The 13,368-nt window shown below is 35.6% G+C and carries 17 protein-coding genes; 1 reads left to right on the top strand and 16 read right to left on the bottom strand.

All coding sequences use genetic code 11. The annotated features are described in order from the left end of the window. Window positions 1–38: 38 nt before the first annotated feature. The 12 genes from AC27VX_RS18515 to AC27VX_RS18460 form a co-directional block, all read right to left on the bottom strand. Window positions 39–1,064 (bottom strand): glutaminyl-peptide cyclotransferase, encoded by a 1,026-nt coding sequence (locus AC27VX_RS18515; RefSeq protein WP_488697210.1) that lies wholly within the window; start codon window positions 1,062–1,064, stop codon window positions 39–41. A 103-nt stretch (window positions 1,065–1,167) separates the two neighbouring features. Then, the gene (locus tag AC27VX_RS18510; protein WP_300687079.1) at window positions 1,168–2,190 is read right to left on the bottom strand and encodes a glutaminyl-peptide cyclotransferase; all 1,023 of its coding nucleotides are present in this window, start codon (window positions 2,188–2,190) and stop codon (window positions 1,168–1,170) included. Between the two features lie 35 nt (window positions 2,191–2,225). After that, window positions 2,226–2,606: a VOC family protein gene (locus tag AC27VX_RS18505; protein ID WP_488697191.1), complete on the bottom strand. Its 381-nt coding sequence runs from the start codon at window positions 2,604–2,606 to the stop codon at window positions 2,226–2,228. 5 nt (window positions 2,607–2,611) lie between these two features. Beyond that, window positions 2,612–3,112: a GNAT family N-acetyltransferase gene (locus tag AC27VX_RS18500; RefSeq protein WP_488697189.1), complete on the bottom strand. Its 501-nt coding sequence runs from the start codon at window positions 3,110–3,112 to the stop codon at window positions 2,612–2,614. Next, entirely contained in the window at window positions 3,084–3,542 is a 459-nt protein-coding gene (locus AC27VX_RS18495) for an SRPBCC family protein (protein WP_300687084.1), read from the bottom strand. Before AC27VX_RS18495 ends, AC27VX_RS18500 begins: the two co-directional genes overlap by 29 nt. 76 nt (window positions 3,543–3,618) lie before the next feature. Beyond that, on the bottom strand, window positions 3,619–5,232 hold the full coding sequence (locus AC27VX_RS18490; RefSeq protein ID WP_488697187.1) for a Na+/H+ antiporter: 1,614 nt from the start codon (window positions 5,230–5,232) through the stop codon (window positions 3,619–3,621). Window positions 5,233–5,277: 45 nt separating this feature from the next. After that, window positions 5,278–6,282, bottom strand: coding sequence for a bestrophin family protein (locus tag AC27VX_RS18485; RefSeq protein WP_488697185.1), 1,005 nt, complete (start codon window positions 6,280–6,282; stop codon window positions 5,278–5,280). Between the two features lie 85 nt (window positions 6,283–6,367). Beyond that, window positions 6,368–7,045, bottom strand: coding sequence for a DUF2490 domain-containing protein (locus tag AC27VX_RS18480; RefSeq protein ID WP_488697183.1), 678 nt, complete (start codon window positions 7,043–7,045; stop codon window positions 6,368–6,370). 394 nt (window positions 7,046–7,439) lie between these two features. Continuing rightward, window positions 7,440–8,129, bottom strand: a complete 690-nt coding sequence (locus tag AC27VX_RS18475) for a response regulator (RefSeq protein WP_488697181.1) — start codon at window positions 8,127–8,129, stop codon at window positions 7,440–7,442. A 12-nt stretch (window positions 8,130–8,141) separates the two neighbouring features. Continuing rightward, on the bottom strand, window positions 8,142–8,918 hold the full coding sequence (locus AC27VX_RS18470; protein ID WP_236855007.1) for a sensor histidine kinase: 777 nt from the start codon (window positions 8,916–8,918) through the stop codon (window positions 8,142–8,144). Window positions 8,919–8,938: 20 nt separating this feature from the next. Then, a complete protein-coding gene (locus AC27VX_RS18465; protein WP_236855008.1) occupies window positions 8,939–9,571 on the bottom strand; it encodes a hypothetical protein in 633 nt (210 codons plus the stop codon). A 20-nt stretch (window positions 9,572–9,591) separates the two neighbouring features. Beyond that, window positions 9,592–9,918 (bottom strand): hypothetical protein, encoded by a 327-nt coding sequence (locus AC27VX_RS18460; RefSeq protein ID WP_236855009.1) that lies wholly within the window; start codon window positions 9,916–9,918, stop codon window positions 9,592–9,594. A 349-nt stretch (window positions 9,919–10,267) separates the two neighbouring features. On the opposite strand from AC27VX_RS18460, the gene AC27VX_RS18455 reads away from it, so the two are divergent. Next, a complete protein-coding gene (locus AC27VX_RS18455) occupies window positions 10,268–11,110 on the top strand; it encodes a T9SS type A sorting domain-containing protein (protein WP_488697178.1) in 843 nt (280 codons plus the stop codon). Between the two features lie 125 nt (window positions 11,111–11,235). Here AC27VX_RS18455 and AC27VX_RS18450 read toward each other — a convergent pair whose 3' ends face one another. The 4 genes from AC27VX_RS18450 to AC27VX_RS18435 all read right to left on the bottom strand — a co-directional run bounded on the left by AC27VX_RS18450 (window position 11,236) and on the right by AC27VX_RS18435 (window position 13,141). After that, window positions 11,236–11,685, bottom strand: a complete 450-nt coding sequence (locus AC27VX_RS18450) for a VOC family protein (RefSeq protein WP_488697176.1) — start codon at window positions 11,683–11,685, stop codon at window positions 11,236–11,238. Window positions 11,686–11,736: 51 nt separating this feature from the next. Then, window positions 11,737–12,108: a VOC family protein gene (locus AC27VX_RS18445; protein ID WP_300687089.1), complete on the bottom strand. Its 372-nt coding sequence runs from the start codon at window positions 12,106–12,108 to the stop codon at window positions 11,737–11,739. Between the two features lie 95 nt (window positions 12,109–12,203). After that, on the bottom strand, window positions 12,204–12,674 hold the full coding sequence (locus AC27VX_RS18440) for a hypothetical protein (protein ID WP_236855013.1): 471 nt from the start codon (window positions 12,672–12,674) through the stop codon (window positions 12,204–12,206). Between the two features lie 11 nt (window positions 12,675–12,685). After that, window positions 12,686–13,141: a DUF1569 domain-containing protein gene (locus tag AC27VX_RS18435; protein WP_236855014.1), complete on the bottom strand. Its 456-nt coding sequence runs from the start codon at window positions 13,139–13,141 to the stop codon at window positions 12,686–12,688. Window positions 13,142–13,368: the final 227 nt, after the last annotated feature.

The raw sequence follows: 13,368 nt of genomic DNA, 5'->3' as shown, positions 1-13,368 counted from the left end.
TGATCTTTGGGATCTATAATCATTCAGCTGCGTTTATTTTATTTAATCGCAACTTCATAGATTTTGGCCCACTTTTTTCCTGTGATGAGCATATTCTCTCCTTTAAAGGCTATTCCGTTTAAAACGTTTTCACTATCACCATGATTGTTTTCCTTTGTGAGTTTGGTGAAATCAAACTTACCTACAGCTTCTCCGGTTGCAGGATTAATCTTTAATATAATAGGGTTATGCCATACATTCGAATAAATAAATCCGTTATGATATTCCAGTTCATTCAGGTTATCGTAGGTTGTTTTGTTCCCGGCTACAGACACTTTCTTCACCACTTTTGAAGGGTCATTCACATCCAGAAAATAAAGATTTTTTGAGCCATCGGTGGCCACAAGGTTTTTCCCGTCATAGGTAAGCCCCCACCCCTCTCCAATTACATTTGGCAAAGGAAATTCTGAAAGTTTTTTTAGTGTATTTTTATCGTAGATAAAACCAATTTTATTTCTATAGGTTAACTGGTAAATTTTATCCCCCACTACAGCGCAGCCTTCGGAGAAAATTTCAGGTGGCTGCTTTTCAATGATAGCAGGTACCTTTGACCCTAGTGTATATTTTATAAGCTGGGATGCTTTTTCCAATCCGTCACTTTCATAGATTGTATTTCCTTCTGCCAGGAAACCTTCAACAAAGTTATTGGGATCATGCGGATATTCTGCAATAATCTGATAGGAAATATTTTGTTCAGGATTTTTTGCAAATACGTTGATTGTAGCATCCTGATTCAAGGTTTCTCCGCTTTTGGTTTTAATCATAAAGATTACATTATTGTCTCCCAATGTGAAAAGTTTGGGATCAATCAGCAAGCCGGAACTTTCCTGATCTTCAACACTTAATGTAATGGATTCTGCATTATCGGTAACTTCTTTGGGAAGACTAAGTTTATCTCCGAAATGATATCCTTTTTTTTCTTTTGAATTATTGTAATCAGCCAGAGTATCCATCATCTTCTCGTTTTTTTTGCATGATGACAGCAAAAGAACAGCTGCAAAACCGGCCAGTATATTTAGTTTTATAAAATTTCTTATCATTCTTCAAAAATACTAAAATTGATCTGTAACTATAAAAATAGCGCACCCTAGGGAACGCTATTTTCTATAAATAAACTGTTATTTCAAATTATTTGATCTGAACTTCATAGATTTTTGGCCAGTTTTTACCTGTTACCAGCATATTTTCTCCTTTAAAGGCAATTCCGTTCAGTACATCATCACTCCCTTTTGTATTTTGCTTTGCAATTTCTGTGAAGTCAAATGTTCCTACTACTTCTCCATTTGCAGGATTGATCTTTAAAATAATTGGTTTCTGCCATACATTCGCATAGATAAATCCGTTGTGATATTCCAGTTCGTTCAGTTGGTCATATGCCTGAGAGCTTCCTGCTACGGCAATGTATTTCACTACTTTCGAAGGATCAGCCGGATCAAGGAAATACAAAAGCTTGCTTCCATCTGATGCAATCAGATTTTTCCCATCATACGTTAACCCCCATCCTTCTCCCAATACATTTGGGTAAGGGAATTCTGAAAGCAGTTTTAAAGAACTTTTATCATAGATATATCCTTTTTTGCTTTGCCACGTCAACTGGTATACTTTATCTCCTACAATGGTGCTTCCTTCAGAAAAATCTTCTTTAGCCTGCTTTGTAGATGCAAGAGGAGTTGTTGTTCCCAATGTGTATTTTAAAATCTGTGAAGATCCGTTCTGTCCGTCACTTTCATAGATTGTATTTCCTTCAACCTGGAATCCTTGCACGAAATTTTTGGGATCATGAGGATATTCTGCAATAATCTGGTAAGAAATATTTTGTTCAGGATTTTTTGCAAATACATTGATTGTGGCATCCTGATTCAGTACTTCTCCTCCCTTTTTTTTGATATTGAATGTAACCGCATTATCTCCCAATGTGAAAAATTTCGGATCAATGGCTAAATTGGAAGTTTCTTTGTCACCAAAGCTGATGGTTACGCTTTCTGCATTTTCTGTGACCTCCTTTGGAAGTTCCAGTTTATCACCAAAGTGATATCCTTTTGATTCCATTGAAGTATTATACGTATTTAAGGTATTAAGGATCTCTTTGTCCTTATTACAAGACGCCAGTAGTAGAATTGCTGCGAAACCCGCTATTATATTTTTTTTCATTGATTTTCTAAATATTTCCCCAAAAATAGCAAATTTTATTCCGTCTTGCCAATATTATCGACAGACTGCCCGAATTGTAGTAGATAACCATTGTTGTCATAGACTCCAAATTCTCTCATTTCCCATTCAAAAGTTTCAATTTCATAACATATTTTTGTTTTGGCTTTAAGATCTTCCCAAAGCTCATCAACATGATCAACATTGAAATAGAAAGAGCCTGTAAAGCCTATTCCATTAAGCTTTTCATATGCATTTTGGGAAATCATAATCTCCACTTCGTCTTTACGGAGTGACGCCCATCCCCAATCGTCATTTTTTCCCACCAGGGTAAACCCTAAAATCATGGTATAAAAAGTAATCGTTTCGTCTATACTTTCTGTCCAGAGTACAGGACGGATTGGTGTAAATAATGCCATACTTTTTAAAAGTCAAAACGGTTCTTATTAATTTTCATATTGACTGAAATCCATATTTCATGATCAATACTTACTTCGCTCATGACATCAGGATCAATCTCAAAACCTACTTTTTTATAGCACTCAATTGCTCCCCTATTCCAATCGTATACATTGAGTTCTGCTGTTTCTCTATCAAAATTACGGAAACCGTATTTCAGCAGCTCCTGTACTGTTTTCTTTCCGTAACCTTTTCCACGGTTATTTTCATTCCAGATCAGTATTCTTCCGAGAAGAAAAGTATTTTCTTTTAAAAATATCTGAGCATGTCCTATTGCATTCTGATCGGTTTCGTCAATGATTTTGAACAAGGTTCTGTTCTCATCAGAAAGGTCTTTTTTCAACTGATCTTCCGTAAGAGGGAAACTGTACATAGGACCTGCAAACTGAAGAAGTGCTCGCTTATCTGGTATCCTGGAAATGAGCATCTGAATATCTTCAGTTTTGAAAGGCTGTAATTTGATCATCGTGATAATTTTCTAAATACTCTTTTAAACTCTGCCCAATAATTGTATTCCATCCTCCTGTGAAATTTTCTCTAGAAAAACCTTCTCCAAGGTCTTTGAAGTTTTCAATTCCTTCATGGGTTAACTTTACAACAGTTCCTTTTTCTCCGGACGAGAGTTCCCATGTTACCACTGTTTTCAGATCAGAAAAATCCGGATAAGACCATGTATGTTTTAATTTCTTATGGGGTACAATTTCTATAATTTCGCACTGGTGATGGTATTTATTTTCGCCACCGGGTTCATAAAAATTAAACAGGTGTCCTTTTTTCAATTCAAAATCCGGGATATCGAAATACCAGGATTTCATTTCAATCTTATTAGTCAATGCATTCCAGATTCTTTCGGCTGGAGCATTTACTGTATACTGAACGGTGATAGGTGTATTCATCTTTTTAATTTTAAAACTACAGTCGGATCCTTTTTCAACGTCTGACCACGATATTTTTTATATCTAAAAACGGAGTCTATCCATGAGAAAACCCGGTGATCTTTGCTTCATCAAAGTCCAACTGCATTTCAATGGTTCTCATCACATGATCATCGAATATTTTCTCTCTTTTCATTCTATGGAGCTCATTTCTCTGTGCCTGAATAATCTGACGCAGGACATTTTTATTTTCATTCACTGCGGTGACATAATCTCCAGTTGAGGCCATACATTGAGCTTTATCTGCCATCAACATCATTTCATTTTCGAGCTTATGCTTTTGGTGGCGTACAAGACTATTAGATACAGCCAGTTCAGAAAAGTCATTATCAAGTTTATGTAAAGCGGCCTCTTTCAATTTACGCATCAGAATCACCTCCTGTTTCTCTTCCGGCAGCTCGCTTCCTGCATCCTGAATATTCAGCAGTTTCAAAATCGGGCTCAATAATAATCCCTGTCCTACTAAAGTGATCAATATGATAACGAAAGTTACGAATAAAATGATATTTCTATGGGGAAATACATCTCCATTCGGAAGAAAAGCTGGAATAGAAAGTGCTGCAGCCAGTGAAACGACTCCTCTCATCGCTGCAAAACTGATGATAAAAGGCTCCCGCCAATCCGGTTTGGGAACTTTCAATCTTAGTTCTTTAGAACAGACTCTTGGGAAATACATTAATGCATAGCTGTATAATATTCTGGTTCCGATGATAGCTCCACCAATGACCACACTGTAAAATATTCCTTCAGAAATGGTGTATTCTTTCATTCCTTCCACTACTATAGGAAGTTCTAAACCGATAAGAATAAAGATAATGGTATTCATCAGAAATATCAGTACACTCCAGACATTCCCTGACTGAATTCTTGAAGTATGGCTCAGATAGCAATGCGAATTATAAGACATCAACAGTCCTCCCGCTACTACTGAAAGCACCCCGGAAAAATGAAAATGTTCTGCTCCTACATACATAATGTACGGTACAATAAGGGTGATAATGGTGTCAATATTGGAGTTGGTCGGAATAATCCTCAGCAATGCTCCAAACAGAAAACCTACTGCTACTCCCACAGCAATTCCTCCGATAGCCATAGTAAAGAAATCCTGAACAGCATCTCTCCAGATAAACTGTCCTGAAATAACTGCTGCAAGTGCAAATTTAAATACAATTAAGCTGGAAGCATCATTGATAAGGCTTTCACCTTCAAGAATACTGGTAATCTTTTTCGGTATTTTCATATGCTTCAACACAGAAGTGGCTGCTACTGCATCCGGTGGCGAATTTACTCCTCCCAGCAGGAACCCCATAGCCACTGTCAGCCCCGGAATAATGGAAGATGAAAGATAAGCAACGACTATTGAGGTAAGGAATACCAGCCCGAAAGCCATAGAAAAAATCTGCTTTCTCCATTTATGAAAGTCCTGCCATGAAGTAAACCATGCTGCCTCAAACAAAATAGGCGGCAGAAAAATAAGAAAAACCAAATCCGGTTCTATCTCTATACGCGGCATTCCCGGAATAAAGCTTATCAGTAATCCTGCGATCACAAGAAAAATAGGATAAGCCACTTTCAGTTTCTGCCCAATCATGACTAATATCATTACAGACAGTAAGACTACAATGGATATTATAACATAGCTGTGAATCATTTTTGATATCGTTTTTTTAAGTATTATTTTTTTGAAGCTGTCCGATTACAGCACAATATTATTCTTAGGAGCAATTGCCGGAGGAAGATCAGATTCATCCAGCATATCCCTCATATCTATTTCTATGGTACGGCTTATCTGGGTAATCGGGACATCATTCGGGCTTCCTTCAAAAGGGTTTACAGAGGCTTCTCCGACACTGTCTAAAGTATGAAAACACCATGTCACCAATAATGAGAAAGGAATATTAAACCAAAGTGTCCATCCTTCTACCACAGTACCTTCTCCCAATTTACCAAATTCTTTGAGTAAGCCGAAAGGGACAAAAACAATAAATAAGAGCAAAAGGTAAGTGGTAATGGAGGAAAAGTTTCTTGGATATGGGAAATTTTTTATTCTTTCAGCTTTTCCCTGACTATCGGTAAGTTTCACTAATTGCTGATTGATCTGCGTCCACTGAAAGTCATTGATCTCCCCTTTTTGGTATGCTTCAGACAGCTCTTTGCTTTGGATGGCCATTAATTGGGTAGCTCTGTTTTTCTTACTTAAAATATACTGAAGTTCATTTTCAGAAAGGTATTTTTTCAGCTCTTCATCCAATTTTGTCATCCTTTCCGGAATTTCATATTTTTTGGAGTATTCGTCAAACTGTGCGGTTCCCATGTTTTCCCAGGCTCTGGGCTCACGAAGCTGAAACCTTAGCGCAGTAAGCCATGCATAATGGCGAAGAAACATGTCCTTTACTTTTTGTGAGCCTTTTGAGATAAGAGCATCTCTAAGGATATACCCAAAACTCCGGCTGTCATTAATGATGGCGCCATAAATCTGTCTTGCTTCCCATAATCTGCTGTAACTGGCATTGTTTTTAAATCCTACAATAAAGGCTACAGCTGTTCCCAAAATAGCGATTGGCTGCCAGGGTACTGAAAGGAATGTCCAGCCTAAAAAGTACAAAACCGTTGGAATTGCTGACAAAACAATTAAAGCATAAATACTGCGCCTCGTCCAGCTGATGAACTCCCCTGCGCCAAACCTTTTTCCCGAATGCATAAGTGTTTATTTTATTGTGTTTATTACTTATTTGTTGTTTTCAAATAATCGTCATCATCAGGATCTTCAGCAGTAATTGTTATGATCAGTTTTTAGTAAATGGAATATTATTATAAAAACCGATCTGAATCTGTCCGCGATTCTTATTTTCCTGAATCTGGTTCATGTATCCTGCTTCTATTCTCATATTTTTATTAATTACATAGCCTAAAGCGCCATATACTCTGTTCCTATCGAAAACCGGACTGTTGAAATGAAGAAAGATCTCATTATATACGGATGCATACAGTGTTTTGGGAAGCATCTCTTTCTTAGTAATCGGAATATTGAAACCTAACATATATCGAAATCTCATTCTAAAATCATCTTCCAGAAAACGTTCTTCTAAGCGATATCGGTGCTGAATATTAAAGCGTCCGAACTTCTGTTTTGTAATATACTGCTGGAAAATTCTATGTTCAATATTTTCTTTTTTTTCTCCGTTTACATAAGGCTGACTCAGAATGAAACCATATCCCAACAAAACATTATTGTTATTTTCTGTCAGGTCATATCCAATTCCTGTACGTACTAAAAGCTGTTCCAGATCTCCGATACCATCAAAATTCCGGTACTGGATTTCGTTATGCCAGTTCAGTTTCTTACTGATCTTATTATTCCCAAAGTACATATACCAGGCACCCAGATCACTTTTCTGTGCATACGTTAATACAGAACCTAATCCTAACACAGCAAAAGCCAGCTTCGTAAAAACCTTTCTCATATTTATCAATTACTATTATCTATCGTTTTTAACAAAATTAATAATTTTAATCAATAATAACAAGCAAATATTAAATGTAGCTTGAAACATTTTTTACAAGTAAATCATTTCAAATCTGAGGTTTTCCCTAATTACATTTCATTTTATTCCAAAACCTTTCTATCAGGACGTTTTCTATTTTTCATCAAAGTAGTTATACCTTCTGATATTCAAATTCAGGCTAATTCATTTATCCGGCACTCTGAACGATATAACCTTCACAAAGTTAAAAAATTGAATGAAAGTTAGAAAAATAAAGACCTCCAAAATACTAATTTTCAGAGGTTTAATTTGATTTTAAAATTGGATTATTTTAAAGCTTCTATATCGTTTCTGTGTGAAAACTAATCTAACTTTATTCAAACCGGTCTTTCAGATAGTTCATATCTGCAATTTTGCTTTCAATTGCGTAAACAACTAAACCGGCTGTATTTTTGGCTCCGGTTTTCAGTAAGAGACTATTGCGGTGACCTTCAACAGTTCTTGAACTTAAAAAAAGCTGGTCTGCAATTTCAGAGGTACTGTATTGTTTGCAGATTAATTCCAATACTTCTTTTTCTCTTTTGGAAATATGATTGGCATCAAAAATACTGGACACTTTCTTTTTGGGTTCTGTAAGGTTTTGATGTAATGCTTCCAGTACTTCATTATTATAAAAAAAACCTTTATCATGTACTTCCCGAATCGCATTGAGCAATTCCGAAGGAGTCGAATTTTTTTTAAGAAAAGAACAGGCCCCTGACTGGATCATATTCACAATAAAAGCTTTTGTATTATAACTGGTGAGTGCAATAATCTTTATCTGAGGATATTTGATGTGGATCTGCTTGGTAGCTTCTACTCCGTTAACTTCCGGCATATTAAGATCCATGAGAATGATATCCGGAAGCTCTTCAAGGGCTGACAGCTCATCAAGCAGCTCTTTACCATTGCTGAAATCACTGACGAGCTCAATATCTTTCTCTCTCTGTAGCAACAATGAGACTCCCTGACGAAACAGGGCTTCATCATCTACCGCTATTACCCGAATTATATCCTTTTGCATCTTATTAATTATTTAAAATGTAAATTCTACTGTAATTCCTTTTCTGTTTTCACTTTCAATTTTCAAAGTACCATTAATCAGTTCTACGCGGCTTCTGATATTCCGAAGGCCCAATCCTCCTTTCAAAGTATCTTCATCAAGATTAAATCCTTTGCCGTCATCTTTATAAATGCAGGTGTTTTTTCCATCTTTTCCTATAAATTCTATTTCAATATGGGTGCTTTCACCATGTTTTATAGAATTATTGATCAGCTCCTGAACTATTCTAAAGATATGCAAATTTTTTTCATTTTCTGCTTTTGCAAAGTACAGACTGCTGGAATAGGAAATCTGTATGGTCTTAGAAAGATTAATTTCAGAACATAATGCATCTATCGCTGCATGCAGTCCAAATTTCTCTAAAATAGGAGGAAGCAAATCGTGTGAGATTTGCCTGGCACTTTCTGCTGTTTTGTTGACCAAATGTATTATTTTATTTTTCAGTTCGTTATATTCTTCTCTTGTGGCATTTTCGTAATCCAGCAGATGGATATTTAAAGAGACAACACTTAGTTTTGAACTGATATCATCATGCAGATCCTGTGCGATCCGCAATCTTTCTTTTTCCTGAGCGCTGATAATTGCATGGGTAAGGTCTTTCTCGTACCTGACTTCCAGTTCTTTTTTCTCAATAAGATTTCTGGTTATTTTCTTATTTGAAAAATAATAAAATAGGATCAGGGTAACGGCCAGTAAAGTAAATGCCAGAAAGGTATAAACAATAGTGGAGATAATTGTATTCTCATTCATCTTTTAAATAATAACAGTAATTACACATTTTTTCTACGGAAAGAAAGATATTCTGCCAAAATAAAAATCTGGTATACAATAAACATCACAACATTGAAAACCCATATCTCTTTATGCAGTTTTCTATTCATTACCGTATATAAATTTCCGGACAGAAATATCACGGTACTGCTTATCAGGTACAGTAAAAGTCCCAGGCTTATATAATTATATTTTTTTTCGGTATCCAATATATTGTACAAATGAAATAATGCCAGGATAACAATAGAATAAGAGGTGGCAAAAATTTCAAACAGATTAAAAACAAAATATTTTTCCGGATATATAATATATTGTATAACAAGAACCGCAGGAATTGCAATTAAAAGAGTACGCGCTGCTTTCTTCTGATATTTTTCAGTTAAAATCTCATGAAAAAATAAACCCAGCAGCAGAAACTGACCTATCAGATAATAATGAGAGAAAAAAAGATTATTAATCTTCTGGTAATTTAATACATAGAAGACAATTTCACATATTAATATCCAAGCTAAATAGCTTATAAAAAATATATAGGCTTTTCCGGAACCGGAAAAGCCTATACAGTATACTGCCAGATTAATCAGCAGAATGCCTTTTCCAATTAATGACAATATTTCAATCCACTGATCCACTGATCTCTGTTTTTTTCAGGTTATGACTCCCACCACTTATTGGCAGAGCATACACTTGGACAGGGAGTTGTCATATCATATATATAATCTCCTGTTTCATAATTTACAATATCATTATCTTTATCATCAACTCCTACTAACAGGAATTTAAATTCTCCACCGTCGGTAATTGCATTATATCCTCGAAACTTTTCAATTCCTTTGTCTTTACTGAAGATATCATCTACATCTTGTGCCGGAATGAGGTGGGCTTTTATCGACATTCCGTCAATATCTTTTCTATTCTGCCAATTGTTAATCCATTTTTTGGCGTCTTTTAATAAGACTGCATGTTTAGGTAATTCCATAGTTTTTAATTTTATTTACATAATGGTTTATTAATGAATATTATCAATAAAAACACACTACAAGTTATAAAAAAAACAAATTATATTGCCAAAATAAATTCATTTAATTTTTAGCTGTACAGAAGCCGTCTTTCCTTTTCAAAAGTAGAATAATACAGGATACAAAGACTGCGTATTTCTACGTGTTTTTCAATTCAGTATTTAATACGCTGCTCCCGCTTTTAAATTCAGCGTTACTTTGAGGTATCCTTAATAGAGAAACTGAACAAGGGAAATGAAAAGTTCTGACATTTTATTTTCTTCTGTAAAATATTTTGAAAAAAAATACCAACTATAAAAAATCTCTACCATGAAAAAAATTATCTTCTTTGCAATTCTTGTTTTCATAAGCAATTTTGCATCTATGAGCGCACAGACGAGCACTGTAACTTTTGAAACTTCACCTGGTGGCACCACAAGCTTTACCAGTAATGGATATACATTTAACATTGTTTCACAGGCAGGAACTTTTAGAACTCAATCCAACTACCCGGGAACCGGCTGGAACGGAACAGCCAATGATAATGTTTACATCGACAATACCGGAACAACCAACATCCCTTCGCCTTCATTCAGTATTAAAAGTACCTCTTCATTTACTGTATCAAAATTCTGGGTCTTTCTAAGCAATACTGCTTTAAACCAATCTACCTCCTCAGGAACTCTTATTATTACAGGAAAATTAGGCGGTATCATGAAATTCACCACAACAAAAACGTCCGGCTTCAATACTACTTTCAATGCTACAACGGGAACTACAGGTACTTCTAACGGATTTACGCTGATTGATCTTTCTACCCTGAATAATCAGAATAACAGCAATACAATCATTGACGAGATCCAGCTGCAATCAACCGGAGGCTATTTATATATGTGCCTTGATGCCTTTACATGGACAAAACCTGCAACGCTGGGAATTGCAGAAAATATCATCAAAGACAAAGCCCAGATATATCCTAATCCAACTTCAGGAGTCTTCCATATAGACCTGGCTAAAAATACTAAGGTTTCCTTATATGATCAGTCCGGAAAGCTTGTCCAAGCTGAAGAAGCTGTAAAAGGTGAAAATAAAATTGACATTACCCGTCTTCCGAACGGAATTTATCTCATCACAACAGAATCAGGAAGCTATAAAATTCTTAAAAAAGATTAACCAATCTCTGTTCCTGATACCGGTTCCAATTAAATTTTGAAAACCGGAAAATAGAAAAGGACTAGTCAATCAAAAAAACCGACAGATATCTGTCGGTTTTTAAATATTTTAAATATAAATACATTTTACGGATGCTGCTGCATTTTGGCAGGATCGTCATAATTTACCATCCAGTTAATTCCGAATTTATCGGTAAACATCCCAAAATAGGCTCCCCAGAATGTATCTGCCATTGGCATGGTTACCTGTCCGCCTTCAGAGAGGCCATTAAACAATTTACCCGCTTCTTCTTTAGATTCTGCATTGATAGAAATTGAGAAGTTATTTCCTGCCTGAAATTGAGAAGCCCATTCTCCTCCTGTATCACTTCCCATCAAAACAGTTTCTTTGGAAATCGGAAGGGTTACATGCATTATTTTATCTTTATCTTCTTCAGCAGCCTCTTTTCCTTCCATTGGAGGCATCTCTCCAAAAGTTCCGATATAAGGGTATTCACCTCCGAAAACCGATTTATAGAAATCAAATGCTTCCCTGCAGTTTCCGTTGAATGTTAAATAAACATTTACTGTTGCCATGATTGTTTTTTTTAGTTAAGTTTTTTATCAAATACTATTTCAGACACTTCATTATCTGTGCTGATCTATTAAAATCATATTACCATCAGGATCTTTCAGGTAAATATGTTCAGGTCCTGAAGTAGCTTCGTCGGCTTCTTTGTCAATTTCTACCCCACTTTCCTTTAAATGCTTCTGAATCTCACGCACATCGTCAAAAGATTCAAGATTCTGTGCATTCTCATCCCATCCCGGATTGAAGGTAAGCATATTCCCATCAAACATCGCCTGAAAAAGACCTATCAGAGTAGATCCATTTTTCATGACCAGATAATTCTGTTCTGTATTTCCAGCCATTGTAGTAAAACCCAGTTTCTCATAAAAATCTTTAGATTTCTGAAGATCCTTTACACTTAAGCTGATCGAAAAAGCTCCTAGTTTCATATAATTGTTATCGAGTTATTATTCAAAGTTACTGACCCGAAATCCGGTGTTCAGATTCTGCATTAAAATTGATGGTAAGGCTGTAATGCTTTTATTTACTGGTTTTTTAAATGGGTTTTAAAATCCAGCGTCCCGTCATAACTTTTCCAGTCACCAATCAGTTCAATATACTGCCCTTCTATTTTCTCCGTTTTCCTGTTCCATTTAAAATTATAAACAAACTTTCCTTTAAGAAGTCCAGAATGTTTTCCCTTATTTTCCTCTGCCAGTTCATAGTCTCCGAATATGGTCCCCTGTTTTTTAGCATCTTTATACTTTGAAATGGTAATTTTACCTTCGAACTTTGTATAATTGGTATCCACAAGGGTATAACCTGAAACAAAATATTCCTGGTCATTTTTTTTATTCTGCTCAGCAGTATTGATCTTCAGTTTGAGTCCCTGACCTTTACTTCCGATCGTTCCTATATAAGGTTTGCTATTGTTCAGCCAGGTATTTGAAATATCCGGCATCTGCCCCAATACAAAGTGAGCGGTAAAAATAAAGAGTAATAAAAGTTTTTTCATAGGTTGGTTTTCTAAACGCCAAACTGGCCTAAGTGGTGGTTGAGATGTTTGGCAAACATATTATTCCACTCCTGGGCTTTTAATTTTCCGAAAGAAAAAGATTCTTTATCATCAAAAGCGTCTGCTCCCAATTGCTGGGTCTTTTGAATAAAACCGATTAATCTTGTTTTTTCTTCCTGGAAATTTTTTCTGGTCGTTACTAAAAACTGAGGCGAAGTAGGAGAATCTCTTGGATAAGCTTTTTCACCTACCACTTTAGATTTTACAAAAGTTTTTAAAATAAATTTTGCAATAGATCCCGGTTTTTTATGTTTTTCAGGCTCATAAACCATTTCATATGTTATGCAACAATGCGCCAACATCTGATCAACTGTCATTTTCCCCCATAAACCATGGGTATCCTCTACCAATCTGTTGATTCTATCAATATAGTTTTGAGCATCTTTTGCATCAAATACGTTTTCCATTTTTTTCTAATTTATAACAAACAAATATATCAGTTTTTTCGTTTGATTTTATCTATGAGTAAATATTTCGTGATGAAAAACAAATGTAGGTTTTGAAGTGATGTTTTCTGGTTGTGCGTGGGCGGTTTCCGGATGGAAAGGTTACAGGAAAGCCAGAGAAGAAAAGAATATAGGTTTTGCTCAATGTTTTGGCTCTTTTAATACCACTATTGAATCATCATATTTAG

The organism is Chryseobacterium sp. 14P4.3.2, from assembly GCF_057799275.1.
Note: the sequence above shows the minus strand (reverse complement) of the source record. Positions and strands in the feature narration are given on the sequence as shown.

Excerpts from the sequence above, each read along its gene's own strand:
- AC27VX_RS18510 (WP_300687079.1), bottom strand. The coding sequence starts at position 2,190 with ATGAAAAAAAATATAATAGCGGGTTTCGCAGCAATTCTACTACTGGCG.
- AC27VX_RS18505 (WP_488697191.1), bottom strand. The coding sequence starts at position 2,606 with ATGGCATTATTTACACCAATCCGTCCTGTACTCTGGACAGAAAGTATA.
- AC27VX_RS18500 (WP_488697189.1), bottom strand. The coding sequence starts at position 3,112 with ATGATCAAATTACAGCCTTTCAAAACTGAAGATATTCAGATGCTCATT.
- AC27VX_RS18495 (WP_300687084.1), bottom strand. The coding sequence starts at position 3,542 with ATGAATACACCTATCACCGTTCAGTATACAGTAAATGCTCCAGCCGAA.
- AC27VX_RS18490 (WP_488697187.1), bottom strand. The coding sequence starts at position 5,232 with ATGATTCACAGCTATGTTATAATATCCATTGTAGTCTTACTGTCTGTA.
- AC27VX_RS18485 (WP_488697185.1), bottom strand. The coding sequence starts at position 6,282 with ATGCATTCGGGAAAAAGGTTTGGCGCAGGGGAGTTCATCAGCTGGACG.
- AC27VX_RS18480 (WP_488697183.1), bottom strand. The coding sequence starts at position 7,045 with ATGAGAAAGGTTTTTACGAAGCTGGCTTTTGCTGTGTTAGGATTAGGT.
- AC27VX_RS18475 (WP_488697181.1), bottom strand. The coding sequence starts at position 8,129 with ATGCAAAAGGATATAATTCGGGTAATAGCGGTAGATGATGAAGCCCTG.
- AC27VX_RS18470 (WP_236855007.1), bottom strand. The coding sequence starts at position 8,918 with ATGAATGAGAATACAATTATCTCCACTATTGTTTATACCTTTCTGGCA.
- AC27VX_RS18460 (WP_236855009.1), bottom strand. The coding sequence starts at position 9,918 with ATGGAATTACCTAAACATGCAGTCTTATTAAAAGACGCCAAAAAATGG.
- AC27VX_RS18455 (WP_488697178.1), top strand. The coding sequence starts at position 10,268 with ATGAAAAAAATTATCTTCTTTGCAATTCTTGTTTTCATAAGCAATTTT.
- AC27VX_RS18450 (WP_488697176.1), bottom strand. The coding sequence starts at position 11,685 with ATGGCAACAGTAAATGTTTATTTAACATTCAACGGAAACTGCAGGGAA.
- AC27VX_RS18445 (WP_300687089.1), bottom strand. The coding sequence starts at position 12,108 with ATGAAACTAGGAGCTTTTTCGATCAGCTTAAGTGTAAAGGATCTTCAG.
- AC27VX_RS18440 (WP_236855013.1), bottom strand. The coding sequence starts at position 12,674 with ATGAAAAAACTTTTATTACTCTTTATTTTTACCGCTCACTTTGTATTG.
- AC27VX_RS18435 (WP_236855014.1), bottom strand. The coding sequence starts at position 13,141 with ATGGAAAACGTATTTGATGCAAAAGATGCTCAAAACTATATTGATAGA.